This is a genomic window from Streptomyces sp. SGAir0957 (assembly GCF_043523415.1).
The window spans coordinates 3,609,936-3,636,923 of record NZ_CP027293.1; the positions used below are offsets into that span (position 1 = coordinate 3,609,936).

Annotated in this window: 21 protein-coding genes; 11 read left to right on the plus strand and 10 right to left on the minus strand. The window is 71.2% G+C overall.

The genetic code is table 11. The features are described from left to right. Positions 1-275 precede the first annotated feature (275 nt). The 3 genes from C1N81_RS21085 (at position 276) to C1N81_RS21095 (ending at position 3,162) form a co-directional block, all read left to right on the plus strand. Positions 276-773, plus strand: a complete 498-nt coding sequence (locus tag C1N81_RS21085) for a cysteine dioxygenase (RefSeq protein WP_394431355.1) — start codon at positions 276-278, stop codon at positions 771-773. Between the two features lie 71 nt (positions 774-844). Then, entirely contained in the window at positions 845-1,816 is a 972-nt protein-coding gene (gene cofD / locus C1N81_RS21090) for a 2-phospho-L-lactate transferase (protein ID WP_394431357.1), read from the plus strand. Further along, the gene (locus C1N81_RS21095; protein ID WP_394431359.1) at positions 1,813-3,162 is read left to right on the plus strand and encodes a coenzyme F420-0:L-glutamate ligase; all 1,350 of its coding nucleotides are present in this window, start codon (positions 1,813-1,815) and stop codon (positions 3,160-3,162) included. Before cofD ends, C1N81_RS21095 begins: the two co-directional genes overlap by 4 nt. Positions 3,163-3,439: 277 nt before the next feature. Here the strand turns inward: C1N81_RS21095 and C1N81_RS21100 are convergent, their stop codons facing one another. The 3 genes from C1N81_RS21100 to C1N81_RS21110 form a co-directional block, all read right to left on the minus strand. Continuing rightward, on the minus strand, positions 3,440-4,492 hold the full coding sequence (locus C1N81_RS21100; RefSeq protein WP_394431361.1) for a DNA-3-methyladenine glycosylase family protein: 1,053 nt from the start codon (positions 4,490-4,492) through the stop codon (positions 3,440-3,442). Between the two features lie 326 nt (positions 4,493-4,818). Next, entirely contained in the window at positions 4,819-5,901 is a 1,083-nt protein-coding gene (locus tag C1N81_RS21105) for a mannose-1-phosphate guanylyltransferase (RefSeq protein WP_394431363.1), read from the minus strand. Between the two features lie 89 nt (positions 5,902-5,990). Continuing rightward, positions 5,991-7,295 carry a peptidoglycan recognition protein family protein gene (locus tag C1N81_RS21110; protein WP_394431365.1) on the minus strand — a complete coding sequence of 435 codons (1,305 nt, stop codon included), beginning with the start codon at positions 7,293-7,295 and terminating at the stop codon, positions 5,991-5,993. Positions 7,296-7,779: 484 nt separating this feature from the next. Between C1N81_RS21110 and C1N81_RS21115 the strand changes: the two genes are divergently transcribed. The 4 genes from C1N81_RS21115 (at position 7,780) to C1N81_RS21130 (ending at position 13,679) form a co-directional block, all read left to right on the plus strand. Continuing rightward, complete coding sequence (locus C1N81_RS21115) at positions 7,780-8,535, plus strand: TIGR03089 family protein (RefSeq protein ID WP_394431367.1); 756 nt, start codon at positions 7,780-7,782, stop codon at positions 8,533-8,535. A gap of 116 nt (positions 8,536-8,651) precedes the next feature. Beyond that, a complete protein-coding gene (locus C1N81_RS21120; protein ID WP_394431369.1) occupies positions 8,652-9,962 on the plus strand; it encodes an LCP family protein in 1,311 nt (436 codons plus the stop codon). A gap of 260 nt (positions 9,963-10,222) precedes the next feature. After that, on the plus strand, positions 10,223-11,932 hold the full coding sequence (locus C1N81_RS21125; RefSeq protein ID WP_394431371.1) for an LCP family protein: 1,710 nt from the start codon (positions 10,223-10,225) through the stop codon (positions 11,930-11,932). 61 nt (positions 11,933-11,993) lie between these two features. Continuing rightward, the gene (locus C1N81_RS21130; protein WP_394438118.1) at positions 11,994-13,679 is read left to right on the plus strand and encodes an LCP family protein; all 1,686 of its coding nucleotides are present in this window, start codon (positions 11,994-11,996) and stop codon (positions 13,677-13,679) included. A 34-nt stretch (positions 13,680-13,713) separates the two neighbouring features. On the opposite strand, the gene C1N81_RS21135 is transcribed toward C1N81_RS21130, so the two are convergent. Then, complete coding sequence (locus tag C1N81_RS21135; protein WP_394431373.1) at positions 13,714-14,751, minus strand: glycosyltransferase family 2 protein; 1,038 nt, start codon at positions 14,749-14,751, stop codon at positions 13,714-13,716. A 230-nt stretch (positions 14,752-14,981) separates the two neighbouring features. On the opposite strand from C1N81_RS21135, the gene C1N81_RS21140 reads away from it, so the two are divergent. Further along, positions 14,982-16,343: an LCP family protein gene (locus tag C1N81_RS21140; protein ID WP_394431375.1), complete on the plus strand. Its 1,362-nt coding sequence runs from the start codon at positions 14,982-14,984 to the stop codon at positions 16,341-16,343. A 54-nt stretch (positions 16,344-16,397) separates the two neighbouring features. Here the strand turns inward: C1N81_RS21140 and C1N81_RS21145 are convergent, their stop codons facing one another. Next, positions 16,398-16,985: an acyl-CoA thioesterase gene (locus C1N81_RS21145; protein WP_394431377.1), complete on the minus strand. Its 588-nt coding sequence runs from the start codon at positions 16,983-16,985 to the stop codon at positions 16,398-16,400. Positions 16,986-17,091: 106 nt separating this feature from the next. Here C1N81_RS21145 and C1N81_RS21150 point away from each other — a divergent pair, with 106 nt between their 5' ends. Further along, entirely contained in the window at positions 17,092-18,357 is a 1,266-nt protein-coding gene (locus C1N81_RS21150) for an LCP family protein (protein ID WP_394431379.1), read from the plus strand. Positions 18,358-18,452: 95 nt separating this feature from the next. Here the strand turns inward: C1N81_RS21150 and C1N81_RS21155 are convergent, their stop codons facing one another. Next, positions 18,453-19,619: an acyl-CoA dehydrogenase gene (locus C1N81_RS21155; protein ID WP_394431381.1), complete on the minus strand. Its 1,167-nt coding sequence runs from the start codon at positions 19,617-19,619 to the stop codon at positions 18,453-18,455. Positions 19,620-19,796: 177 nt separating this feature from the next. On the opposite strand from C1N81_RS21155, the gene C1N81_RS21160 reads away from it, so the two are divergent. Then, positions 19,797-21,122, plus strand: coding sequence for a UDP-glucose dehydrogenase family protein (locus C1N81_RS21160; RefSeq protein ID WP_394431383.1), 1,326 nt, complete (start codon positions 19,797-19,799; stop codon positions 21,120-21,122). A 698-nt stretch (positions 21,123-21,820) separates the two neighbouring features. Further along, positions 21,821-22,195 carry a VOC family protein gene (locus C1N81_RS21165; protein WP_394431385.1) on the plus strand — a complete coding sequence of 125 codons (375 nt, stop codon included), beginning with the start codon at positions 21,821-21,823 and terminating at the stop codon, positions 22,193-22,195. On the opposite strand, the gene C1N81_RS21170 is transcribed toward C1N81_RS21165, so the two are convergent. The 4 genes from C1N81_RS21170 to C1N81_RS21185 all read right to left on the minus strand — a co-directional run bounded on the left by C1N81_RS21170 (position 22,192) and on the right by C1N81_RS21185 (position 26,943). Further along, complete coding sequence (locus C1N81_RS21170) at positions 22,192-23,352, minus strand: dipeptidase (protein ID WP_394431387.1); 1,161 nt, start codon at positions 23,350-23,352, stop codon at positions 22,192-22,194. The two genes, C1N81_RS21165 and C1N81_RS21170, sit on opposite strands and share 4 nt — an antisense overlap. A 481-nt stretch (positions 23,353-23,833) precedes the next feature. After that, entirely contained in the window at positions 23,834-25,024 is a 1,191-nt protein-coding gene (locus tag C1N81_RS21175) for a dipeptidase (protein WP_394431389.1), read from the minus strand. 177 nt (positions 25,025-25,201) lie between these two features. Then, positions 25,202-25,702, minus strand: coding sequence for a 5-(carboxyamino)imidazole ribonucleotide mutase (gene purE / locus C1N81_RS21180; RefSeq protein ID WP_394438120.1), 501 nt, complete (start codon positions 25,700-25,702; stop codon positions 25,202-25,204). A gap of 38 nt (positions 25,703-25,740) precedes the next feature. Further along, positions 25,741-26,943, minus strand: a complete 1,203-nt coding sequence (locus C1N81_RS21185; protein ID WP_394431391.1) for a 5-(carboxyamino)imidazole ribonucleotide synthase — start codon at positions 26,941-26,943, stop codon at positions 25,741-25,743. Between the last annotated feature and the right edge of the window lie 45 nt (positions 26,944-26,988).

Below are 26,988 nucleotides of genomic sequence, written 5' to 3' on the forward strand. Positions count from 1 at the left end.
GAGTTGACAGCGCAGGCATGAACCGGTGTGCTGGTGGGCATGCTCGCGAACTTGGCACTGATGACGACGACCCGCACCGCCGGGTCCGTCTCCGTTGCCCGCGCGCACTGTTGCTGTTCCAGCTGTTGAGTCGTCGAGCCACTGAGCCGTTGAGCCACTGAGCTCCGACCGCCGCCTCCGCACCGCCCGCCCTCACCGGCATCTTCTCCTCCCTTGTACGGCTTCGCGCCCCCCTACGGGGCACCCCGCACTCCCCTCCGAGGAACCCCACACCGATGAACAGCGACAGCGACCTCCAGATCGCCGGCGACATCCTCGAAGTACCGCACCTGCTCCGGCCCGCCCGTGAACACCCCGAGACGGTGGCCGAGTTCGTCGGTCTCGCACGCGCCGTCGCCGCCGACCGCGCGCAATGGGCCCACCTTGTCGAGTACGACGCCACGAGCCGCTGGTACCACCGGCTGCGCACCGGGCCCGGCTACGAGGTGTGGCTGCTGTCCTGGGTGCCGGGACAAGGCAGCGGAATGCACGACCACGGACCCTCGTCCGGCGTACTCACCCTGCTGCAGGGCGAACTGACGGAGCGTACGGAGAAGGGCGCGAGCCGGCGGCTCACCGCGGGCGCGCAGCGGGTGTTCGCGCCGGGGTACGCGCACGAGGTCGTCAACGACTCCCTCGAACCGGCCGTCAGCCTGCACGTCTACTACCCGGGCCTGACCGAGATGCCGTTGCACTCCCCCACCTGCACCACGGCCCGGCACGCCACTGTCTGACACCTGCGGTCCGGTGCCCACTGTCCGGTGCCCACTGCCACGTTGTCGTAGCTGCCTGCGATGCTGGGGCCATGCGCATTGTGGTTCTGGCAGGCGGCATCGGTGGTGCCCGGTTCCTTCGCGGTCTCAAGCAGGCCGCCCCGGACGACGCGGTCATCACGGTCATCGGCAACACCGGGGACGACATCCACCTCTTCGGCCTGAAGGTCTGTCCCGACCTCGACACGGTGATGTACACCCTCGGCGGCGGCATCAACGAGGAACAGGGCTGGGGGCGAACCGACGAGACCTTCCACGTCAAGGAGGAGCTCGCGGCGTACGGGGTCGGACCCGAATGGTTCGGCCTCGGCGACCGCGACTTCGCCACCCACATCGTCCGTACGCAGATGCTCGCCGCCGGCTACCCGCTCAGCGCGGTCACCGAGGCGCTGTGCGAGCGGTGGCGGCCCGGGGTGCGGCTGATCCCCATGTCCGACGACCGGGTCGAGACCCATGTCGCCGTCGACATCGACGGGGAGCGCAAGGCCGTGCACTTCCAGGAGTACTGGGTGAAGCTGCGGGCCTCCGTCGACGCCCAGGCCGTCGTGCCGGTCGGCGCCGAGCACGCGAAGCCCGCGCCGGGCGTCCTCGAAGCCATCGCCGAGGCTGACGTCATCCTCTTCCCGCCGTCCAACCCCGTCGTCAGCGTCGGGACCATCCTCGCCGTGCCCGGCATCCGGGAGGCCATCGCGGAGGCGGGCGTCCCCGTCGTCGGCCTCTCCCCGATCATCGGTGACGCGCCCGTGCGCGGCATGGCCGACAAGGTGCTCGCCGCGGTGGGCGTGGAGTCGAACGCCGCCGCCGTCGCCGAGCACTACGGGTCCGGGCTGCTCGACGGATGGCTCGTCGACACGGTGGACGCCGGGGTCGTGGAGCGCGTCGAGGCCGCCGGGATCCGGTGCCGGGCCGTGCCGCTGCTCATGACGGACCCGGAGGAGGGCACGGCCGCCGCGGCGATGGCGCGGGAGGCCCTGCGGCTGGCGGAGGAGGTGCGGGTCGCGTGAGTTCCGGTACGCCTTCGTCCTCGTCCCCGTCCTCATCCCCATCTTCGTCGACGTCCTTTCGGGCGTGGGCCGTCCCCGGCATCCCTGAGGTCAAGGCGGGGGACGATCTCGCCAAGCTGATCGTTGCGGCCGAGCCCGCGCTCGCCGACGGGGACGTCCTGCTCGTCACCTCGAAGATCGTCAGCAAGGCGGAGGGGCGGATCGTCCGCGCCGACGACCGCGAGACCGCCATCGACGCCGAGACCGTCCGCGTCGTCGCCCGGCGCGGGCCGCTGCGCATCGTCGAGAACAAGCTCGGCCTCGTGATGGCCGCGGCGGGCGTCGACGCGTCCAACACCCCGGCCGGAACCGTGCTCCTGCTCCCCGAGGACCCCGACGCCTCCGCCGCCGCGATCCGCCGCGGGGTGCGGGACGCGCTCGGCGTCGAGGTCGGTGTCATCGTCACCGACACCTTCGGCCGCCCCTGGCGGAACGGGCTCACCGACGTCGCCATCGGCGCCGCCGGTGTCCAGGTACTCGACGATCTGCGGGGCGGCTTCGACGCGTACGGGAATCCGCTGCACGCGACCGTGGTGGCCGTCGCGGACGAGCTGGCCGCCGCGGGTGATCTTGTGAAGGGGAAGGCCGGGGGGCTGCCGGTCGCCGTCGTGCGCGGGCTCCGTGGCGTGGTGGCGGAAGGCGGGCGAGGCGGGTCCGCGCGCGAACTGGTACGCGTCGCCCGGGACGACATGTTCCGGCTCGGGACCTCCGAGGCCGTACGCGAAGCCGTCACCCAGCGGCGCACCGTACGGGCCTTCACCGACGAGCCCGTCGACCCCGGAGCCGTGCGGCGCGCCGTCGCCGCCGCCGTGACCGCGCCCGCGCCGCACCACACGACGCCGTGGCGCTTCGTCCTCCTCGAATCGGAGGACTCCCGCGTACGGCTGCTCGACGCGATGCGGGACGCGTGGATCGCCGACCTGCGGCGCGACGGGAAGAGCGAGGAGTCCATCGCGCGGCGCGTCCGGCGCGGCGATGTGCTGCGCAACGCGCCCTACCTCGTCGTCCCCTGCCTCGTCATGGACGGGTCGCACACGTACGGGGACGCCCGGCGGGATGCCGCCGAGCGCGAGATGTTCGTCGTCGCCGCGGGGGCCGGGGTGCAGAACTTCCTCGTGGCGCTGGCCGGGGAGCGGCTCGGCTCCGCGTGGGTGTCCTCGACGATGTTCTGCCGCGACGTCGTACGGGACGTGCTCGCGCTGCCCGCGGAGTGGGATCCGATGGGGGCGGTCGCGGTCGGCCACGCGGCTGTGGCTCCGCCGGTTCGGGCGGATCGGGTGGTCTCGGCGTTTGTCGAGGTGCGGTAGGTAGTAGGTAGGGGGCGGTCGGGCGGGCCCGGGGGACGTGGGGTGAGGCGGCCTCGGGTTGGGTGAGATGCGGTAGCCCGGGGTTCGGTTGAGGTCGTGTCGAGGTGCCGCGGGCGTGGTCGCGTGGAGGCGTCTCGGTTGAGGTCGCGGAGAAGCGTCTCAGGCGAGATCGCCTCGATGCGTATCGGTCGAGGTCCTGTCGAGCGGCCCCGGTCGAGATCGCTTGAAGGCGGCTCCGTCGACGTGGCTCAGCGGCGGGCCTAGTGAGGTGCGGGGGTCACCACTGTGCGATGTCCACCCTGCGCATCTTCGGCTGCCTTCTGGGCGGGGCCACGCCTGACAGGAGGATCAGGCGGGCCGCCCTGTGGCGCTGGCCCGCGTACGGGGCCAGGAGCTCCAGCATCTCCTCGTCCGTCGCGTCCCGGTTGCCCGCCAGCGCGTAGCCCACCGTGTGCGGCAGGTGCAGGTCGCCGGTCGTCACCTCGTCGGGGGCGCCGTTCGTGCGCTGGATCGTCTCGGCCGAGGTCCACGGGCCGATGCCCGGGACCAGTTCGAGGCGGGCGCGGGCCTGTACGGGCTCCATCGCCGCCGCCTCCTCCATGCGGCGTGCCACCCGCGCCGCGCGGATGATCGTCGACGCGCGCTTGTTGTCGACGCCCGCCCTGTGCCACTCCCACGACGGGATCAGCGTCCACGTACGGGCGTCGGGCACGACCCGCATCCGCAGCTCCTGCCCTGCCGGGCCCGGGGCCGGTTCGCCGTGCCGGTGCAGCAGCAGACGCCAGGCGCGGTACGCCTCGTCCGTCGTGATCTTCTGCTCCAGGATCGACGGGATCAGGTTCTCCAGGACCAGACCCGTACGGGTCAGCCGCAGGCCCACGCGGCGACGGGCCGACTCGGCGACCAGGCGGTGCCTCGGCTCGAACGGGGTCGGGTCGTCCAACTCGCCCAACAGCTCCGGGAGTTGCTCCAGGAACCAGTCCGCTCCCGGGCCCCACGCCTGTGCGTGTACGGTGCCGCCGCGCTCGGCAATCCGCAGCGTGCCCGGGCCCTGCGGAGTGCGGCTCGACCGCCACACCGCGCCGTCCGGCGTCGTACGGAACGTCGGATCGGCGGGGCCTCGGCGCAACGGGCCCAGGGTCAGGCCCAGGTGCAGGGGGGCGGCGGGGGTGTACGTGCGGGTGGCCGGGGGTGCCGCCGTGAGGGTGGGGGCGGAGGCGGGTGCCGTCGCGGGAGCGGGGGCAGGTGCGGGTACGCGGGTTTCGCCGGCCCGCACGGTGGTGCGGGTCAGCGGGGTCTGCGTACGCGGGGTGTATCGGCGGCCTGCCACGGGGGTCCTCGGGTGGGGCGGGTGTAGCCCTACGAGGGTAGGGGGTTTCCGGCCGCTCCGGGGGCGGTCGGAAGGCGGGGTCCGTCACACGGCCCGGCTCTCGGCCCGGGTTCAGATACGGACCCCGGCCCGTACCCGGTGCGGACCTCGGCCCAGGACTGGACCCGGATCTCGGCTCGGAACCGTCCCAGATCTCGGCTCGGGACCTGGCCCGGACCCAGGAGCGGGCCTCGGTTCGGACCCCGGCCCGGACTCGCCCCGGAACCCGCCCTGGGCCCAGGCCCAGCATTCGACCCGGGCCCAGGTCAGATCTGCCAGGCCCCGGCCTACTGGTCCGACGAGAAGCGGAGCGCGGCCGCGGGGAGGTGTGCCTCGCACCAGATGCGGACGCCCGTCTGGAGTTCGTTGTCCGCGCCCACGTGGGCGCCGTCGCCCACCACCGCGCCGGTCACGATCGTCCGCGCCCCGATGTGCGCGTTCCTGCCGATCAGCGCGTCCGTGATCACCGCGCCCGGTTCGATCACCGCGCCGTCCAGGACCGTCGAGCCGGAGACCCGCGCGCCCTCGCCGATCCGCGCGCCCTCGCCGACGACCGTGCCGCCGGTCAGCTTCGCGTCCGGCGCGACCGTCGCCGTCGGCAGGACCAGGCTGTCGCCGCAGCGGCCGGGCACCGCCGGGGACGGGGCGCGGCCGAGGACCAGGTCGGCCGAGCCGCGCACGAACGCGGCCGGGGTGCCGAGGTCCAGCCAGTACGTCGAGTCGACCATGCCTTGAAGGTGCGCGCCGGCCGCCAGCAGACCCGGGAACGTCTCGCGCTCCACCGACACCGGCCGGCCCGTCGGGATCGTGTCGATGACCGAGCGGCGGAACACGTACGCGCCCGCGTTGATCTGGTCCGTCACGATCTCTTCCGGCGTCTGCGGCTTCTCCAGGAACGCCGTCACCCGGCCCGTCCCGTCCGTCGGCACCAGGCCGTACGCCCTCGGGTCCTCCACGCGGGAGAGGTGCAGGGAGACGTCCGCGCCGGTCGACTCGTGCACGTCCACCAGCGCCGCGATGTCCAGGCCCGTCAGGATGTCGCCGTTGAAGATCAGGACCGGCTCGTCCGGGCCCGAGCGCAGGCGCTCGGCCACGTTGCGGATCGCCCCGCCCGTGCCCAGCGGTTCGACCTCGGTGACGTACTCCAGCTCCAGGCCGAGGCGGGAGCCGTCCCCGAAGTACGGCTCGAAGACCTCCGCCAGGTACGACGTCGCCAGCACGATGTGGTCGACGCCCGCGGCCTTCGCCCGTGCCAGTTGGTGCGTGAGGAACGGCACACCCGCCGCCGGCACCATCGGCTTCGGCGTGTTCACCGTGAGCGGGCGCAGTCTCGTGCCCTTGCCGCCGACCAGGAGGATCGCTTCTGTCACCTGTCGTCTCTGCTTCCTGCTGGGGCCGGCCGAACTGTCTTTCGGCCGGCCAGTGTATGCAGACCGTGTCGCGCCCCTGGCGGCCGGCGTCAGCGGCCCTGGAGGCGGGCCGCACTGCTGCGGATCGTGCCTAGCTTTTTGTAGAGACGGCTCCCCGGGCAATCGGTTGCGTAGCCGTCCCGGTGGCCGGAGATGACGTGCAGTCGCACATTCTTTCCCTTGGCGTAGAGATTGCCACCGCCCGACTTGAGATAGGTCGTCCCCGCGGGGTTCGCGCCCGACAGGCCGAGCTTCCACGCGGTGAGTTTCGCGACGGCGGTCGCCACCGCGGCGGGCGGGTTCGTGCCGCTGTACGAGCCCAGCACCGCGATGCCCGTGCTGTTCGTGTTGAAGCCGAGGGTGTGGGCGCCCATGACCGGCTTCGTGACACCGCCCGCCCGGCCCTCGTAGATGCGGCCGCACTTGTCGACGAGGAAGTTGTAGCCGATGTCCCGCCAGCCGCTGCTCTTGACGTGGTAGCGGTAGATACTGCGGATGACTGAAGGGGCTTGTGCGCAGGTGTAGTTGTTGCCGGTCGCACTGTGGTGCACGAAGGCCGCCTTCACCTTCTTCGTGTAGCCGAGCTTCTTCTCGCGCAGCTTTTCGTCCGCGCCCCAGCCCTTGCGGGTGACGATGCTCGGGCGGGGGGCCTGGTGGGCGGCCGTGGTCGTGGTTGCGTCCGTGGTCGTGGTTGCGTCTGTGGTCGTAGCTGCGTCCGTGGTTGTGGTTGCGTCTGTGCTCTCGGAGGCCTTGGCGGGGGGTGTCTCCGCTTCCGGGGCCGATGTCGCGGGCGGGGTGTCCGCGGGTTCCGGGCCCGGGTCCACGAGGTCCAGGCGGAGGCCCTTCGGGAGGGGCTCGGGGGGTGTGGTGCGGGTCTTGTCCGCGTCCCCTCCCTCGCCCTCTCCCTCGCCCTCCATGCGGACCTCTACGCCGTCGGAGTCGCCCACCCAGAGCGGGGCGGTCGAGCCGTGCGTGTGGCCTGCGGCGCGTTCGGGGGCCTCCGGGTCGGGGGCGTCGTCCGTGTGCGTCTCCAGGGTCTGCCACGCGGACCACGTGCTCGTGCCGGTGGTGCGGGTGCGGACCTGGACGCGGCCGTGCAGCTCGGCGTTCGGGTCGTCCCAGACGACGCCCACCAGGGAGAACGGGCGGACGTCGCGTTGGGGCAGGTACGGGTGTGGGGTGGCGCGGGGGGTTGCGGTCGGCGGGGTGAGGGGCAGGGACTGGGTGCTGCCCGAGAGGGCGTCCTGGGCTGTCGTGGCGTGCGAGGGCATTGCCGCGGGGAGGGCCAGGGCGGCCACGCAGGTGACGCCGATCGAGGTAGCAAGGAATCCACGCATGCCCATGATCGTGGTCATGTTGGGGTGATCGGGCCATTGGGGTGTGCCATACGGGTGGGTGTGGCGGTGACGGGGTGTCAGGCGCGGGGCGCGCCAGGGCGCGCCGGGTCTTGGGGTTGGGCGGGGCCGCGCGCGTTGGGTGTGCCGCCTGTTGTGTCGTGGGGCGGGGCCGCGCCGGGGTACCTCCTCGGCCGGATAGGCCTCATCCCCCGCCGTCCGCCATAGGCGCGTCATCCTGGACTGCATTCCCGCGGAGTCCTGCGGGGGCACCCCGACACGTCCCCTCCCGTCGAGACGCGAGTGCACCCCGGTGGTCCTTACGGTCGCCGACCAAGGCCCCGCCCTGCCGGCCCGGGGGGGTCCCCAGGGCGGCAGGGCGGGCAAGGGGCGGCACCCCAGCGCCGGGGGACCGTAGAACCGGCCCCCACCAGGCGCACCGTTTCAGCAGGCCCGCGCAAAGGGATCCGCCCGGGGCAGGCGCGGTCGGCGTTAGGGTGAAGGCGTGAATGTCGTAGCCCGGACCCCCGCTCAGCTTCTGCAGGACGCGCTCGCCGCCGACCCGGGCCGCCCCCTGGTCACCTTCTACGACGACGCCACGGGCGAACGCGTCGAACTGTCCGTGGCGACCTTCGCCAACTGGGTGGCCAAGACGGCCAATCTGCTGCAGGGCGAGCTGAACGCCGAGCCCGGTGACCGCGTCGCCCTGCTGCTGCCCGCGCACTGGCAGACCGCCGTATGGCTGCTCGCGTGCTCGTCCGTGGGCGTCGTCGCCGACGTCGACGGCGATCCGGCCGCTGCCGACATCGTGGTCAGCGGCCCCGACTCGCTCGAAGCGGCCCGCGCCTGTTCGGGCGAGCGGATCGCCCTCGCGCTGCGCCCGCTCGGCGGGCGGTTCCCGCAGTCGCCGGAGGGGTTCGCCGATTACGCGGTGGAGGTGCCGTCGCAGGGCGATCGTTTCGTCCCGTTCACCCCGGTCGGCCCCGACGACCCCGCCCTCGCCCTCGGCGGCGCCGAGTGGACGGGCGCCGAGGTGGTGGCGAAGGCGAGCGCCGACGCCGCAGGGCTCGGTCTCACCGGTCCTGGTGCGCGGCTGCTGTCCGGACTGGCGTACGACACGTGGGAGGGGCTGAGCGCCGGGCTCCTCTCCCCGCTGGCCACGGGCGGCTCAGTCGTCCTGTGCCGCAATCTGGACCTCCTCGACGACGAGGGCCTCACCAAGCGCGTCGAGAGTGAGCGGGTCACCGCCGTCGCCCGGTAGAGGGGTGCGGGGCCGGGTAGTCCGTTCGGCTCAGCTCCTCAGAGTCCGGTGCCTCCGGTGGGTCCATGGTCGTAGAGACGTGCCCGCGTTCTCTACGTCGCCCGAGGGGGACCTACGTGACCGACTCCGCCGCCGTGCCCGCGCCGCCCGGACCGGGCGGCGGCTCCTCCCCGACCGGCGCCGGACGCTCCCGGCGGCGCAGGAGGTGGCTGCGGTACTCGGCGATCGCCGCGGCGCTGCTGGTCCTCGTGGCGGGCGGTACGGGCTGGATGGCCTACGAGAAGCTGAACGGGAACATCACCGAGGACTCGGACACCGCCGCCGAACTCGCCCGCTACGAGAAGGAGCGCCCGAGCGTCCTCGTCGAGGGGGCGCAGAACCTGCTGCTCATCGGCTCCGACTCGCGGGCCGGCAAGAACGGCAAGTACGGGCGCAACGACGGGACGCAGCGGTCGGACACCACGATCCTGTTGCACGTCGCCGCCGACCGGAAGAGCGCCACCGCCGTCTCCTTCCCCCGCGACCTGATGGTGGACATGCCTGGCTGCAAGGGCGTGGACGGGGCCCGTACCGAGCCCATGTTCGCCATGTTCAACTACGCCTTCGAGGTCGGCGGGACCGCCTGCACCATCCGTACGGTCGAGAAGATGACGGGTGTGCGGGTCGACCACCACATGGTCGTCGACTTCCAGGGGTTCAAGAACATGGTCGACGCCGTCGACGGGGTCGAGGTCTGTCTCGACCGGCCCATCCGGGACAGCGACGCCCATCTCTCCCTTCCCGCCGGGCGGCAGCTGCTCGACGGTGAGCAGGCCCTCGGTTACGTCCGCGTCCGCAAGACCCTGGGCAACGGCAGCGACACCGACCGGATGGACCGCCAGCAGCGGTTCCTCGGCGCCCTCGTGACCAAGGTGCAGAGCGACGGGGTGCTCCTGAATCCGACGAAGCTCTATCCCGTTCTCGACGCCGCCACGTCGTCGCTGACCACCGACCCCGGTCTCGCCAGTCTGCGCGGGCTCTACGACCTGGTGCGCGGCATGCGGGGCATCCCGGCCGAGCGCATCCAGTTCCTGACGGTGCCGCGGCAGTCGTACGTCAACGACGCCAACCGCGACCAGCTCGTCCAGCCCGCCGCCGACCGGCTCTTCACCCAGCTGCGCACCGACGCACCCGTCGTCGTATCCAAGAAGACGCCCGCGGACCAGCAGAGCGAGAGCGAACAGGCGTACGAGGGTGAGGATGGTTCGTACGAAGAGGGCGGCTCCTACGACGAGGGCGGCTCCTACGACGAGGGTGAGGGGTACGACCCCACGTACGAATACGGCGGCTGGGACGACGGCAGACCCGAGCCCTCCCCCGTCGCCGCCGAGCCCTCCCCCGCGCCCACTTTCCGGGGCAACACCGCGCGCCAGAACGCGTGCGACTGAGGCGTCACACCCGCCCCGGGGTAAAGCGCAAGTCATCAGTAGGCACACAGGTTCAAAGAAATGCGCCGGAATGCCCAGTTGTAGGGGAGTGGAATTTGTCACCGCCGTCGCTCGACGCTGAACTGGGCGGATAGTGTGAGCGATCCGGTGCACCCGGCCATGCTGTCCGGCGCGGTCGCGCATCGCTTATCGACTGACCGGGCGCCTGCTGATGAGGGGGGCGAGGCGCCGCGTGGCCCCGACGGAGGATGCAGACAACCGTGGACGCGCAAGGCCGTGGGCGGGCCGACGACATCGATCCCGCTGACCAGTGGGTGCTCAACCCTCAGACTGGCGATTACGAACTGCGACTGACCCCTTCCTCTGGGCAGTCGACGGTGCCGGGCCCGCGCCGCACCGCGCCGCCCGAGGGACGGCGACAGCGGCGGGAGGCACCGGTCGCCAAGGGCGCCAAGGACGTGCCGCCGCAGCGCAGCAGGCGGCGCGAGTCGCAGCCGCCGCCCGCGGCCGCGAACCGGCGCCGCTCGAAGCCGAAGAAGAAGTCCACGGCGAAGAAGGTGCTGCTGTGGTCGTCCGGCAGCCTCGCCTTCGTCGTCCTCGCCGCGGCGGCGGGCGGCTATCTGTACTACCGCCACCTGGACGGCAACATCACCACGCAGGACGTCGTCGGTGCGAAGAATGGCTTCTCCAAGGACGAGGCGTTCAACATCCTCGTCATCGGCACCGACAAGCGCACCGGCGAGGGCAACGAGGGCTACGGCGACAAGGGCAGCGTCGGGCACGCCGACACCAACGTGCTGCTGCACGTCTCCAAGGACCGGACGAACGCGACCGCGCTGAGCATCCCCCGCGACCTCATCGTGGACGTGCCGGACTGCGAGGTGAAGGACCCCGAGAGCGGTGAGCTGAAGACGGTTCCGGGCACGTCCAACGTCCGGTTCAACACCAGCCTCGGGCAGGACGGGCGCGACGCCGGCTGCACGATGAAGACCATCAAGGCGGTCACCGGCATCACCGTCGACCACTTCATGATGGCCGACTTCAACGCGGTGAAGACGCTGTCCAGCGCGGTCGGCGGCGTCGAGGTGTGTCTCGGCAAGGACGTCGACGACCCGGACTCGCACCTCAACCTCAAGGCGGGCACGCACAACCTCAAGGGCGAGGACGCGCTCGCGTTCCTGCGCACCCGGCACAGCTTCGGCAACCAGGGCGACCTGGACCGCATCAAGGTGCAGCAGCAGTTCCTGAGTTCGCTGGCGCGCAAGATGAGTTCCGGCGACACGCTGACCAGCCCGTCGAAGCTGACGGGCCTCGCCGAGGCCGCGACCGAGGCGCTCACCGTCGACAAGGGCATCGGCAGCCTGTCCAAGCTCAAGGACGTGGCCCTTGAGCTGAAGAAGGTGCCGACCAAGAACCTGTCCTTCGTCACGACGCCGGTCGTCGACAACCCCGCCGAGAAGACGCCCGTGACGGTGGTGCTCGATCAGTCGGCCGCGCCGCAGGTCTTCGACGCCGTCAAGAACGACCTCTCGCTCACGGAGACGAAGAAGAAGCAGAAGGCCGCGACCGACAACAAGCTCAAGGGCACCAAGTCCGACGCCGCCGACGTCCGCGTCGACCTCTACAACGGCAGCGGGCAGACCGGCGCCGCCCAGGCGACCCTGACATGGCTGCAGGTCAGCGAGGGTGTCGCCAAGTCCAGCCAGATGGGCAACAAGCCCGCCCAGCCGAAGACGACGCTGGAGTACGCGCCCGACCAGGCCGACCAGGCACGGCGTCTCGCCGACATCATGGGGCTGCCCGGGTCCGCCCTGAAGGAGGGGCAGAGCGAGAAGAACGACCAGGGGCTGCCCGCGATCGTTCTGATCCTCGGCAAGGACTTCAAGGGCGCGGGGACGCCCATCAGCGGTGGTACGGCGAAGGTCACCGCCCCCAAGACGACCGCCGACAAGACTGTGTGCGCCAAGTGACCAACCTAGGCCGCCCTTCAACTGTCTAACCATGTGACAGCGGGGCGGCCGAGTCATGGCCATGGGCGGGGAGGCGGGGCAGGACATGGGGCGAAGTGGTGTGCGCGGGGTGCAAACGCGGTCGGAGACCCGGGAGGAGACGGCGGCTCACGTCGCTGAACAGGGCCGCGACGAGGACGCGGACGTGGCGGTGTCGGCCGCCGTCGGTGGCGAGGAGCCCCCGGACCGTACGCCGCAGGGCCGCCGGCGCGCGGGCGGGCGGCCGAGGAAGCGCAAGTACCGGATACTGCGCTGGACGGCGGGCGTCGTCGCGGTCGTCATCGTCGGCACGGCAGGCGCCGGCTACCTCTGGTACCGCCACCTCAACGGCAACATCAAGACGGACAAGCTCAACCTGGGCGAGCACAAGGTCGCCGCGCCCACGCCGAACGCGGCCGGCCAGACCCCGTTGAACATCCTCCTCATCGGCTCCGACGCGCGCGACAACAAGGAGAACCAGAAGCTCGGCGGCGCCAAGGAGACCTTCGGCGGCACCCCGCTGGCCGACGTGCAGATGCTGGTGCACCTGTCGGCGGACCGCACGAACATGTCGGTGGTCAGCATGCCGCGCGACACCCTGCTCCAGCTGCCCAAGTGCACCGACCCGAAGACCGGCAAGGAGTACGCGGCGACGACCGGGCGGCGCATGACGAACGAGTCCCTGGGGCGCGGCGGTCCGGGCTGCACGGTCGCCACCTGGGAGCAGCTGACCCGCATCCACATCGACCACTTCATGATGGTCGACTTCTCCGGTGTGGTGTCGATGGCCGACGCCATCGGCGGCGTCCCCGTCTGTGTCGACGCCAACATCCGCTCCAAGGACAGCCAGGGCCACGGCTCGGGCCTGAAGCTGAAGGAGGGCACGCACCCCATCAAGGGCGTACAGGCCCTGCAATGGCTGCGGACCCGCTACGGCTTCGAGGACGGCAGCGACATCGCGCGCGCCAAGGCGCAGCACATGTACATGAGCTCGATGGTGCGCGAGCTGCGCGAGAACGCCACGTTCTCCAACCCGGGCAAACTGCGCACGCTCGCCGAGAAGGCGACCGACGCGCTCCACGTCGACGAGGGCCTGGACACCGTCAAGAAGCTGTACGACCTGAGCAACGAGCTGAAGAAGCCGGAGCCGAGCCGCATCACCATGACGACGATGCCGTTCGTGTACGTGGGTGCCCGCGTCGCCCCCAAGGAGGGTGAGGCGGAGCAGTTGTTCCGGCTCGTCCGGGACGACATCGCGCTCGACGGCAAGGACAAGAAGGAGCCCGCGAAGGAGGAGGTCGCGAAGGACCCGGCCGCTCCTGACAACAAGATCGCGGTGCAGGTGCGCAACGGGACGCGGACGACCACGACACCCGCGACGCGCGGGCGCGCCTCCGAGGTGGCGCAGGCGCTGATCGGCCAGGGGTTCGCCCAGGCCGTGGCGGACCAGGGGCAGTCACTGGTCGAGGAGAAGACGGTGATCCGCTATCCGTCGGCCGATCTGGAGGGCGACGCCCAGCGGGTCGCCAAGTCCCTCGGCCTGCCGCTGAGTTCGGTGGAGAAGTCGACGGACGTGTCCGGCGTGACCCTGACCGTCGGCGCGGACTGGCGGACCGGGACGACGTATCCGAAGACGGCGACCGACGACAAGGCGCCGAAGTCGGACCAGACGCTCAATGGCGCCGACGACGGCGACTGCATGCATGTGAATCCGGCGTTCACCTGGTAGATCCTGGTGAACGCCGGGACTCCGGAGCCGTCGGTCAGCTCGTGGCGGGCTCGCTGTGCACCGTCGGGCGGCGCGAGGCGATGACCTTCCTGGCGAGCGACTTCGGGCTCGTCAGGAAGCCCCAGCCCCACGACATGTGCATCGTGGCGAGGGCCACGGGGATCTGCGCGCGCGCCTTCAGCGGCAGCCCCTTGCCCGCCGGGAGGGAGCCCGCGACGATCGCCGCGAGGTATCCGGCGGGGACGAGATACGCCCACGGCGTCACGGCCGCGCCCACCACGATGCCCGCCGCGATGGCGACGACGGCGGTCGGCGGGGCGAGATAGCGCAGGTTGATGGAGCCCGCGTGGTAGCGGGCGACGACGTGACGCCAGCGCCCGTAGTCCTTGTACTGCTTGGCAAGGGCCTTGACCGACGGGCGCGGACGGTAGGCGACCTTCAGCTCGGGCGAGAACCAGATCTTGCCGCCCGCGTCGCGGATGCGGAAGTTCAGCTCCCAGTCCTGGGCGCGGATGAACTCCTCGTTGTACCCGCCCTGCCGCTCCAGGGCCTCGCGGCGGAAGACGCCGAGGTAGACCGTCTCGGCGGGCTGGGCGCTGCCGCCCGTGTGGAAGACCGCGTTGCCGACGCCGATCTTCGAGGTCATCGCGGCGGCGACGGCCTTCTCCCAGTCGTTGGTGCCCTGGGCGTGCATGATGCCGCCCACGTTCATCGCGCCGGTCTCCTCCAGGAGGCGGACGGCGGTCGCGATGTAGCCCTGGGAGAGCGCGGCGTGCCCGTCGACGCGGACGACGACCGGGTGGCGGGATGCCTTGATCGCGGCGTTCAGCGCGGCGGGCGTGCGGCCCGTCGGGTTCGGCACGGTGTGCACGCGCGGGTTCTCGGCGACCAACTGCGCGGCGATCTCGTCCGTGCGGTCGGTGGACGGGCCGAGCGCGAGCACGACCTCCATCTCACCGTCGTACTCCTGCGCCAGGATCGCCTCGACGGCCTCCCTCAGGTGCCGCTCCTCGTTCAGGATCGGCATGATCACGGAGACGGCCGGAAGCTGGTTTCCAGAGTTCACGTTCATCCTTGGTCACGTTACCGCCAATGGGGGACATGCATGCGTGCCGCCCGGCCCGCTGCCGCGGTCTGGAGATCGTATCGGCCTACGGTTCTCGGGTCCCACGCCCGCTCACGCGGAGGTGTCCGCCCGTGCCCACGCCGCCCCGCTCCCCGGCCCGTCCGAGCCGTCCCGCGCGCCCTCCGCAGGGCCGGCGGCCGGCCGAGCCACTGCGCCGCAGGAAGACCCGGTGGGGCATGAGGATGGCGACGGCGCTCTCCGTGTCGGTCCTCGCCGCGGCCGGACTCGGCCACGCCCTCGTCGCCGGGCTCGACACCGGCATCGACCGCATCGACCCCTTCAAGGACATGAAGAACCGGCCCGCCGCCGGGCACGGCATGAACGTCCTGCTGGTCGGCACCGACGGCCGCGACAAGATCACCGACGAGGAGCGGCAGAAGTACCGGCTCGGCGGGGCGCCCTGCCACTGCACCGACACGATCATGATCGTGCACATCTCCGCCGACCACGAGCGCGCCTCGGTCGTCTCCCTGCCGCGCGACTCGTACGCGATGATGCCGCCGCACGTCGACGAGAACAGCGGCGACCAGCACCACGCCCACCCCGTGAAGATCAACGCGGCGTACGCAGAGGGCGGCCCGCAGCTGACCGTCCGGACCGTCGAGAACATGACGCACGTCAAGATCGACCATTATCTGGAGGTCGACTTCACCAGCTTCATGAAGACGGTCGACGTGCTCGGCGGCGTCCAGGTCTGCACCGTCCGCCCGCTCAAGGACTCCTACACCGGCCTCGACCTCGGCGTCGGCACGCACCAGCTCAACGGCGGCCAGGCCCTTCAGTACGTACGGGCCCGGCACACCGACGGCGCCGGGGACCTCGGCCGGATGCAGCGCCAGCAGCGCTTCCTCGCCTCGCTCATCTCGAAGACGACCTCGACCGGGGTGCTCCTCAACCCCGTCAGGTTCCGCGAGGTCGCCCGTACGCTGCTCAGCTCCGTCCGCGCCGACAAGGGGTTCGGGACCGACGAGATGGTCGACCTCGCCCGCGCCATGCGGTCCTTCACGCCGTCGTCCTCGGAGTTCACGACCGTGCCGATCGGCAACATCGACTACCCCGTCCCCAACATCGGCTCCACCGTGAAATGGGACCCCGCCAAGTCCGAGAAGCTCTTCGCCGCACTGCGCGAGGACAAGCCGCTCGCCGTGCACAAGAACCGGAAGAAGGCGGTCGTCGTCGACGTCTCGCCCGAGCAGATCCGGGTGCAGGTGGAGAACGCGACGGGTACGGCCGGGCTCGGCAAGAAAGTGGACTCCGCGCTCGCCGCGACCCGGTTCCAGACGACGGGGGCGCCGGTCGACGCGGCGGATCGCTCCGCTCGGGAGACGGTCGTGCTGTACGACCCGCGCTGGGATCGGTCCGCGAAGTCGCTGGCCACGGCGGTGCCCGGGGCGCGGATGCGGGCCGTGGCCGGGCAGGGGGCCGTGTTGAAGGTCACGGTGGGGGCGGATTATCGCGGGGTGCGGAAGGTTCGGGGGGAGGATGCGCAGCAGGGGGAGTACGGGGCTGTCACCGGGGATGAGGTGGCCTGTTCGTGAGCCGTGCGGGCCGCTGCCGTGCGGGTCACGGGGCTCTGCCCCGGACCCCGCTCCTCAATCGCCGGAGGGGCTTGAAGGGGCGGAGGGGCTTGAGGGGGCAGAGGGGCTCGCGGGGGCCGAGCGGGCCCTCAGTTCCTTGATCGCTCGGCGGCGTGCCAGCCTGTGCTGCCTGCGGATCTGCGCCTCCTGGTAGCGGCGGCGGTCGCGGTCCGTCTCCGGGATGACCGGAGGGACGACGCGGGGCTTGCCGTCGGCGTCGACCGCCGCGAAGACCAGGTAGGCGGAGCCGACCTGCTGGGCGGGCGCCGACTCGTTCCAGCGCTCGGCCAGGACCCGGACGCCGATCTCCATGGAGGTCCGACCGACCCAGTTGACCTGCGCCTTCACATGGACGAGGTCGCCGACGCGGACCGGCTCCAAGAAAGCCATCTCGTCCATGGAGGCCGTCACGGCCGGGCCCCCGGAGTGCCGGCCCGCCACCGCGCCTGCCGCGTCGTCCACGAGTTTCATGATCACGCCGCCGTGCACCGTACCGAGGAGGTTGGTGTCGTTGTGCGTCATGATGTGCGACAACGTCGTGCGGGAAGCTGCGGTCGGCTTGCCCGGAATATCGGTCTCCGCGCCATGGGCCTGGTCTGTCATGCCCTCCACTGTATGTGGGGCTCGTTTGTGTCAGCTTGGCAACAGCCCTGGCCCGAATCCTCGACCGCCCTGTAAAGCACACAGTCACGCACGGCAAACTGAGTCCATGAGCGATTGGCCCGAGGGGCGGAGCGACCGGCAGGGCGGCGGCAGCCGCGGCGGCTACGGCCGTGGCAGCGGCAGCGCACGCCCCGAGGGCGCGCGAGTCATGCCACATGTGCAGCGCCCCGTCCCGCAGCAGCCCCAGCCCGGCTACGACGACGCGTACGAACCGCAGTACGACAGCGGTTACAACACGGGGCAGGTCTACGGCCAGCCGAGCCGCGCCCCCGGCGGCGGTGGCGGCGACGGCTACGGCCCGCCGGCCGGACGCCCCGCGCGCCCGGCACCGAACTGGCGCAAGCGCATCAAGTGGACGGCGATCACCGTGGTCACCGTCGTCGTGGTGACGAGCGTCTCCACCTACTTCTGGGCCGACTCCAAGCTCCACCGGGACGTCGACCTGTCCAAGGTCATCGACCGGCCCGAGGCGGGCGAGGGCACCAACTACCTGATCGTCGGCACGGACTCCCGCGAGGGCATGACCGCCGAGGACAAGAAGAAGCTGCACACCGGCTCCGCCGAGGGCAAGCGCACGGACACGATGATGATCCTGCACGTCGGGGACAACGGGGACACGCTCGTCTCCCTCCCCCGCGACTCGAACGTCACGATCCCGAGCTTCAAGGGCGCCGAGTCCGGCAAGCTCTACCCGGCCACCGGCCGCCAGACGAAGCTGAACGCGGCGTACGCCGAGGACGGCCCCGAGCTGCTCGTGCGCACCGTCGAGGCCAACACCGGCCTGCACATCGACCACTACGCGGAGATCGGCTTCGGCGGCTTCGCGAGCATCGTCGACGCGGTCGGCGGGGTCGAGATGAACCTGAAGGAAGGGTTCAAGGACAAGTGGTCCGGCGCCGACTTCAAGGCCGGCAAGCAGACCCTCGACGGCCAGCAGGCGCTCGCCTTCGTCCGCACGCGCCACGCGTTCGCCGCGTCCGACCTCCAGCGCACCAAGAACCAGCAGGCGTTCCTCGCGGCCCTCGCCCACAAGGTGGCGTCCCCGACGACCGTCATGAACCCCTTCAAGCTCTATCCGACGCTCGGCGCGGGCCTCGACTCGCTCGTCGTCGACAAGGACATGAGCCTGTGGAACCTGGCCTCCATGTTCATGGCCATGAAGTCGGTCTCCGGCGGCGACGGTGACGGCAAGTCCATGAACATGCCGACGAGCGGCTCGGTCGGCGGCAACCTGCTCTGGGACAAGACGAAGGTCAAGCAACTCGTCGACCAGTTCAACAACGACGAAAAGGTCACCGTGACGAGCAACTGACGGCCACGACCCCGGCTACGAGGAAGGGGCCCACCGAGATCGACTCGGCGGGCCCCTTCCTCGTACGCTCCTACGCTCGTACGGGGTTACAGGGCTTACGGCAGGTTGCGGGCCATGACGATGCGCTGGACCTGGTTCGTGCCCTCGTAGATCTGGGTGATCTTGGCGTCGCGCATCATGCGCTCGACCGGGTAGTCACGGGTGTAGCCGTAGCCGCCGAGGAGCTGGACGGCGTCGGTGGTGACCTCCATGGCGACGTCCGAGGCGAAGCACTTGGCGGCGGCGCCCTGGAAGGTGAGGTCCTTGTCGCCGCGCTCCGACTTCGCGGCGGCCGCGTACGTGAGCTGGCGGGCGGCCTCGATCTTCATGGCCATGTCGGCGAGCATGAACTGGATGCCCTGGAAGTCGGCGATCGGCTTGCCGAACTGCTTGCGCTCCTGGACGTAGCCCTTGGCGTAGTCGAGGGCGCCCTGGGCGACACCGAGCGCCTGCGCGGCGATGGTGATGCGGGTGTGGTCGAGGGTCTTCATCGCGGTCGCGAAGCCGGTGCCCTCCTCGCCGATCATGCGGTCGGCGGGGATGCGGACGTTGTCGAAGTAGACCTCGCGGGTCGGCGACCCCTTGATGCCGAGCTTCTTCTCGGGGGCGCCGAAGGAGACACCCTCGTCCGACTTCTCGACGACGAAGGCGGAGATCCCCTTAGAGCGCTTGTCGGGGTCGGTGACGGCCATGACCGTGTAGTACTCGGAGACGCCCGCGTTCGTAATCCAGCGCTTCACGCCGTTCAGGACCCAGGAGTCGCCGTCGCGCACCGCGCGCGTCTTCATGCCGGCCGCGTCCGAACCGGCGTCCGGCTCGCTGAGGGCGTACGAGAACATCGCGTCGCCCTTGGCCAGCGGGCCCAGGTACTTCTTCTTCAGCTCCTCGGAGCCGGAGAGGATGACGGGGAGCGAGCCCAGCTTGTTCACGGCCGGGATCAGGGAGGACGAGACGCAGGCGCGCGCCACCTCCTCGATCACGATGACCGTGGCGAGCGCGTCGGCGCCCGAGCCGCCGTACTCCTCGGGGACGTGGACGGCGTGCAGGTCGTTGGCGACCAGCGCGTCCAGCGCCTCCTGCGGGAAGCGGGCCTCCTCGTCCACCGCGGCGGCGTACGGCGCGATCTTCGTCTCGGCAAGGCCGCGGATGGCCTCGCGGAGCATGTCGTGCTCCTCGGACGGGCGGTAGAGGTCGAACTCCGGGTTGGACGCCGATCCGGCCAAGGTGTCTCACGCTCCAAGCGCTGCTAATTACCGTTAAGTAACCCAAATTTTAGTTCTCGGGCCGCGCCACCGATACGTGACCTGCGCGACAGCGGAGAAACTGCCCGCGGACCGACCCTGCCACGCCACGACTATGCTCGTCCCGCACACGCGCAGCCACACCTCTGGAGCTTCGTCATGGCCCTGAAAATCACCGTGATCGGTACCGGCTACCTCGGCGCCACGCACGCCGCGGCCATGGCCGAGCTCGGTTTCGAGGTGATCGGCCTGGATGTCGTCCCCGAGAAGATCGACATGCTCACTCGGGGCGAGGTCCCCATGTACGAGCCCGGTCTCGAGGAGCTGCTGCGCAAGCACGTCGCCGGGATCGAGGGATCCACCGGGCGGCTGCGCTTCACCATGGACTTCGCGGAGGCCGGAAACTTCGGCGACGTGCACTTCGTGTGCGTCAACACCCCGCAGAAGCACGGTGAGTACGCGTGCGACATGAGCTACGTGGACTCCGCGTTCGCCTCACTCGCCCCGCACGTGAAGGAGGGCGCGCTCGTCGTCGGCAAGTCGACCGTGCCGGTCGGCTCCGCGCGGCGGCTCGCCGGAATGCTTCCCGAGGGCGTGGAGCTGGCGTGGAACCCCGAGTTCCTGCGTGAGGGCTTCGCCGTGAACGACACGCTGCACCCCGACCGGATCGTGATCGGCGTCGGCAGCGAACAGGCCGAGAAGGTGCTGCGCGAGGTGTACGCGACGCCGCTCGACGAAGGCACGCCGCTCGTCGTGACGGACTTCCCGACGGCCGAGCTGGTCAAGACGGCCGCCAACTCCTTCCTCGCCACGAAGATCTCCTTCATCAACGCGATGGCGGAGGTGTGCGAGGCCGCGGGTGGCGACGTCGCCAAGCTCGCGGAGGCACTGGGCTACGACGACCGGATCGGCGGCAAGTACCTGCGGGCCGGGATCGGGTTCGGCGGGGGCTGCCTGCCCAAGGACATCCGGGCGTTCATGGCGCGCGCCGGCGAACTCGGAGCCGACCAGGCGCTCACCTTCCTGCGCGAGATCGACTCCGTGAACATGCGGCGGCGTGGGGCGATGGTCGAAATGGCCCGCGAGGCGCTCGGCGGCGGGCCCTTCCTCGGCAAGCGGGTCGCTGTGCTCGGCGCCGCGTTCAAGCCCGACTCCGACGACGTACGGGACTCGCCCGCGCTCAACGTCGCCGGGCAGATCCACCTCCAAGGCGGGCAGGTCACCGTCTACGACCCCAAGGGCATGGCGAACGCGCGCCGCGTCTTTCCCACGCTCGGGTATGCGGAGTCCGCGCTCGACGCGGTCCGGGGGGCGGATGTCGTCCTGCACCTCACGGAGTGGCAGGAATTCCGGGAGCTCGACCCGGCGGAACTCGGCGCTGTCGCTTCCGCGCGGGTGATTTTGGATGGGCGCAATGCGTTGGACGCTGGCGCTTGGCGGGGGGCCGGGTGGACGTACCGGGCGATGGGCCGTCCGGCCGCGTAGGGGTTCCGGCCTCTTGGCGGGGGCGGTCGGCGCTGGGGCGGCCTGGTTCATGACCCGACCCTGACTGCATGGTGCCCCGGCGCTGGATCCGCCTGGTTCATGTACGGCCCTGATGCACGGTGCCCCGGCGCTGGGGCCGCCCGCCTAGTTCATGACCCGACCCTGACTGCACGGTGCCCCGGCGCTGGGGTGCCGCCTTGCCCACCCTGCCGCCCCAGGCGGCAGATTGCCCAAGGCGGGCGGGGCGGATCTCGCCCGGGGCGGGGCGGGGGCGGCAGTTGCCCGGGGCGGGGCGGACCTCTCCGGGGGCGGTAGTTGCCCAAGGCGGGGCGGCGTGGGGCCGAGTGTGTTCGGTGGTGGGGTGGGCTTTCGGGCGTATCCGGTGACCGGACGGGGCACCGGGGTGCACTCGCGTCTCGACCGGAGGGGACGTGTCGGGGTGCCCCCGCAGGACTCCGCGGGAATGCAGTCCAGGATGACGCGCCTATGGCGGACCGTGGGGGATGAGGCCTATCCGGCCGAGGAGGTACCCCGGCGCGGCCCCGCCCCACGACACAACAGGCGGCGCACCCAGCGCGCAAGCCCCACCCCACGACACAACAGGCGGCAGCCTTCAGCACCCCGCGGTAATTGCGTGCCTCAGGGCCACCGTTGCGGCACCATGCGGTGAGTCAGCAGGGTCGAACCGGAGGAGAATCATGGCCGTCGCCAAGCTCGATGTCATTGCCCTCGACTGTCCGGAACCGCGCAAGCTCGCCGACTTCTACGCGGCCGTCCTCGACGGCACCGTCACGGACACCGAGGACGACGGCGACTGGATCGTCGTGAAGGTGCCGGGCGCGCAGCTGGCCTTCCAGAGGGCGCCCGGGTACACCCCGCCGGCCTGGCCCTCGGCGGAGTCCTCGCAACAGTTCCACCTCGACCTGAACGTCGAGGATCTGGACGCCGCGGAGAAGGACGTCCTGGCGCTCGGCGCGAGGGTGCTCGACAACGAGGACAAGAGCCGCAGCTGGCGGGTGTACGCGGACCCGGTCGGGCACCCGTTCTGCCTCTGCGGCCCCGCCGCGTCCTAACAGGTCGCCGTCGACGGGCCCCGGCGCCGCCGGGTCTCGCGCGCCGTGAACTCCACGCCGCGCAGCACCCGTTGGACGTTGCCCCAGGTCAGCAGCGCGACCTCGGCCTCCGACCAGCCCCGGCCGAGGAGTTCGGAGATCAGCGCCGGGTAGCCGGAGGGGTCGGCGAGGCCCTCGGGGTGGGGCTCCCCGGTGTCGTACATGCCGGAGAGGCCCACCGCTTCGGGGCCCGCGACGCGGCGTACGTGGTCGAGGTGGTCGGCCACGTCGCGCAGCGCGGGCCCGGTGCGCGCCGCGGAGCAGGGCACCAGGCAGACGCCGCGGTTCGCGCCGAGGGTCGCGAGGAGGTCGTCGGAGGCGTTGTCCGGGTGGCTGTTGAGGGCGTGGGCGCCCGAACGCGTGAGGATCGCGGGGGCCTTCGACACGGCCAGGACGCGGGCGGAGGTCGCCGGGGTCGCGCCGGTCAGGTCGACGAGCATGCCGAGCCGGTTCATCTCCCGGACCATCTCCTCGCCGAACCGGGTCAGCCCGTCCTGCGGGGCCCACGGCGCGCCGCCGAGGGTGAGGACGCGCAGGCCCAGATGGTGCAGGGCGCGCAACGTGCCCAGTGATTCGCCCGCGGCGGAGGCCGGGGCGGGGCCGATGAGGACGGCGATGCGGCCGTGGGCGCGGGCGTCGGCGGTCTCGGAGGCGGAACGGGCCAGGCGCAGGCCCTCAGGGAAGCGGGCGACGACGTTGTTGACCAGGTCGATCTGTTCCAGGGCGGACGTGATCGGACGGTCCGGGGTCGTCTCCAGGGCCCACATCAGCGCACCCGTGCCACCCTCGCGCAGGCGCGGCAGGTCCGTCTCCACGGCGTGCTCGCCGACCTCCAGGTCGTACCAGGGGAGGGTGAGGAGCGTGCCGGGGAGTCCGCAGCAGCCGTCGGCGACGGGGTGCCTGCGGAGCAGGTCGTGGGCCGAGGCGGGGGCCGCCTCCGGGGCGGGGGCCGCCTCCGGGGCGGGGGCCGCCTCCGGGGCGGGGGCCGCCTCCGGGGCGGGGCTCGGGCCGGGGCCGGGTTCCGGCTCGGGCAGACGGGATTCGTCCGGCGCGGTGGGGCGGCTGTCGAGGTCGCCCACGCCCGTGGTCGCGGTCAGTTCGTCCTGCAGGTCTGCCATGGCACGGCTCCGGCCGGGGAGAGGTGACGGTCATGCGGGTGCGTTCACCGTGGCACGGGGTGGGGGGCTGGACGCGGTGGGGGGCGCCGTTCGGGGGACAGGGTCAGTCGAACGGGGCGTTGAGTTGGTGCCGGGTGTACGTGTACGGGCCCGCTTGTATGGTCGCCCGGCGCTGGGGTCGCCGCGATCTGGTGCGGGCCCGCTCGTACGGTCACCCGGCGCTGGAAGCGGCCTCATTCGTGTACGGGCCCGCTTGTACGGTCACCCGGCGCTGGAAGCCGCCTCGTTCGTGTGCGGGCCCGCTCGTAGGGTCGCCCGGCGCTGGAAGCGGCCTCGTTCGTGTGCGGGCCCTCCGCTACGGCCACCCGGCGCTGGGGTGCCGCCTTGCCCACCCTGCCGCCCCAGGCGGCAGATTGCCCAAGGCGTGGGCGGGGCTGGGGCTGGTCCCCAGGGGGAGGCTGGTCGGATCGCACGGGCAGGGCTAGGCGTCCAGTTGGGCCAGGGTCGCGTTGGACGGGCCCCGGGTCGAGCGCACGTCGCGGGCCACGTCTTCCGCCGCTCCCAGCACCCGCACCGCATTGCTCCACGTCAGCTTCGACAGGTCGGTCGTCGACCAGCCGCGGCCGATGAGTTCGGCGATGAGGTTCGGGTAGCCCGAGACGTCGTCGAGGCCGTCGGGGGTGAAGGCGGTGCCGTCGTAGTCGCCACCGATGCCGATGTGGTCGATGCCGGCGACCTCGCGCATGTGGTCGAGGTGGTCGGCGACGGTGGAGACGGTGGCGACGGGGCGCGGGTGGCTCTCCTCGAAGGCGCGGTGGAGCTTCATCGCCTCGGGTGAGGAGTCGAGGTGGTGGTAGCCGTGGGCGCGCAGGTTGTCGTCGGCGGCGGCGGTCCAGTCGACGGCGGCCTGGAGGACGAACTTGGGGACGAAGGTGGCCATGGCCACTCCCCCGTTGGCGGGGAGGCGTTCGAGGACGTCGTCGGGGATGTTGCGGGGGTGGTCGCAGACGGCCCGCGCGGAGGAGTGCGAGAAGATCACCGGCGCCACGGACGTGTCGAGCGCCGCGCGCATCGTCGTCGCCGCCACGTGCGAAAGGTCGACGAGCATGCCTTCGCGGTTCATCTCGCGGACGACTTCGCGGCCGAACGCGGACAGGCCGCCCACGCCGGGCTCGTCCGTGGCCGAGTCGGCCCAGGCGATGTTGTCGTTGTGGGTGAGCGTCATGTAGCGGACGCCGAGCGCGTACAGGGCGCGCAGCGTCGCCAGGGAGTTGTTGATCGAGTGGCCGCCTTCGGCGCCCTTGAGGGAGGCGATGCGGCCTTCGGCGCGGGCCGCTTCCATGTCGGCGGCGGTGAGCGCGGCGCGCAGGTCGCCCGGGTAGCGTGCGATCAGCTGGTCGACGCAGTCGATCTGTTCGAGGGTGGCGCTGACCGCCGCGTCGCCGGTGAGGTCGGTGCGGACGTAGACGGACCAGAACTGCGCGCCCACGCCGCCCGCCCGCAGCCGGGCCAGGTCGGTGTGGAGGTGGGCGCTCTGGTCGGCGGCGATGTCGCGCGCGGCGATGTCGTAGGTGACCTGCTCGCGCAGCGCCCACGGCAGGTCGTTGTGCCCGTCGACGACGGGGAACTCGGCGAGTACCGCCCTGGCCTGCCGCAACGCGTCGTCCGTCATACCGCTCCCACTCACTCCCGGATCACCCGCTCCTGACTTGCCGACGGCGACTCACTTGCTGAAGCCGACTCACTTGCCGACGCCGACTCACTTACCGACGCCGACTCACTTACCGAACCCGACTCACTTACCGACGCCGACTCACTTACCGAACCCGGCTTACGTGCCGAACCCGACTTACTTGCCGAACCCGAAACCGGCCCCGGCCCCCTCCGCCTTGGCCCGCAGCCGCTTGCCCTTCTCGGTGGCCTGGTCGTTGAGTTCCTGCTGGAACTCGCGCATCCGGCCGAGGAGTTCCTCGTCGTGCGCGGCGAGCATGCGCGCGGCGAGCAGCCCCGCGTTGCGCGCCCCGCCGACCGAGACGGTGGCGACCGGCACCCCGGCGGGCATCTGCACGATGGAGAGCAGGGAGTCCATGCCGTCGAGGTACTTCAGCGGGACGGGCACGCCGATGACGGGCAGCGGGGTCACGGAGGCGAGCATGCCGGGGAGGTGGGCGGCGCCGCCCGCGCCCGCGATGATCGCCTTGAGGCCGCGCCCGGCGGCGTGCTCCCCGTAGGAGATCATCTCGTGCGGCATCCGGTGCGCGGAGACGACGTCGACCTCGTAGGGGATCTCGAACTCGGCGAGGGCCTTCGCCGCCGCCTCCATGACGGGCCAGTCGGAGTCCGATCCCATGACGATGCCGACGACGGGGCCGGAGGTGCGTGCGGCGCTCACTCGGTGATCGTGCCCTTCAGGTATCCGGCTGCGTGACGGGCGCGGTCGAGGACCTCGTCCAGATCGTCGCCGTAGGTGTTGACGTGGCCGACCTTACGGCCGGGCTTCACGTCCTTGCCGTACATGTGGATCTTCAGCTGCGGGTCGCGGGCCATGCAGTGCAGGTAGGCGCTGTACATGTCCGGGAAGTCGCCGCCGAGGACGTTGGCCATGACGGTCCACTTGGCGCGCGGGCGCGGGTCGCCGAGCGGGAGGTCGAGGACGGCGCGGACGTGGTTGGCGAACTGCGAGGTGATCGCGCCGTCCTGGGTCCAGTGGCCCGAGTTGTGCGGGCGCATCGCCAGCTCGTTGACGAGGATGCGGCCGTCAGGTGTCTCGAAGAGTTCGACGGCGAGGTGGCCGACGACGTCGAGTTCCTTGGCGACGCGCAGCGCCAGCTCCTGGGCCTCGCCCGCGAGCGCCTCGTCGAGGCCGGGCGCGGGGGCGATGACGGTGTCGCAGACGCCGTCGACCTGCTGGGACTCGACGACGGGGTAGGCGACGGCCTGGCCGTGCGGGGAGCGCACGACGTTGGCGGCCAGCTCCCGGACGAAGCCGACCTTCTCCTCGGCGAGGACCGGGACGCCCGCCTTGAACGGCTCGGCCGCGTCCGCCTCGGAGCGCACGACCCATACGCCCTTGCCGTCGTAGCCGCCGCGCACCGTTTTGAGGACGACGGGGAAACCGTCGCCCTCGGCGGCGAACGCGGCCACGTCCGCCGCGTCGCGCACGATGCGGTGGCGGGGACACGGGACGCCGAGCGCGGTGAGCTTCGCGCGCATCTCGCCCTTGTCCTGGGCGTAGAGCAGCGCGTGCGGTCCTGGCCGCACGGGGATGCCGTCCGCCTCCAGGGCCCGCAGGTGTTCGGTCGGCACGTGTTCGTGATCGAAGGTGATCACGTCACAGCCGCGCGCGAACTCGCGCAGCGTGTCCAGGTCGCGATAGTCGCCCACGACGACATCGCCGACGACCTGCGCCGCGGAATCCTGAGGAGTGTCACTGAGGAGCTTGAACCTGATGCCGAGCGGGATGCCCGCCTCGTGTGTCATACGAGCGAGCTGGCCCCCGCCGACCATGCCGACTACCGGGAACGTCACACCCCCAGGGTATCGGCCGTTCGGCTGGAACCCGTACGGGCCTCCCCTTGGAGGAAGGTCCATAAACGTCGTCACCGGGCGACTTCGGGAGCGCGTGGTTAGCATGAC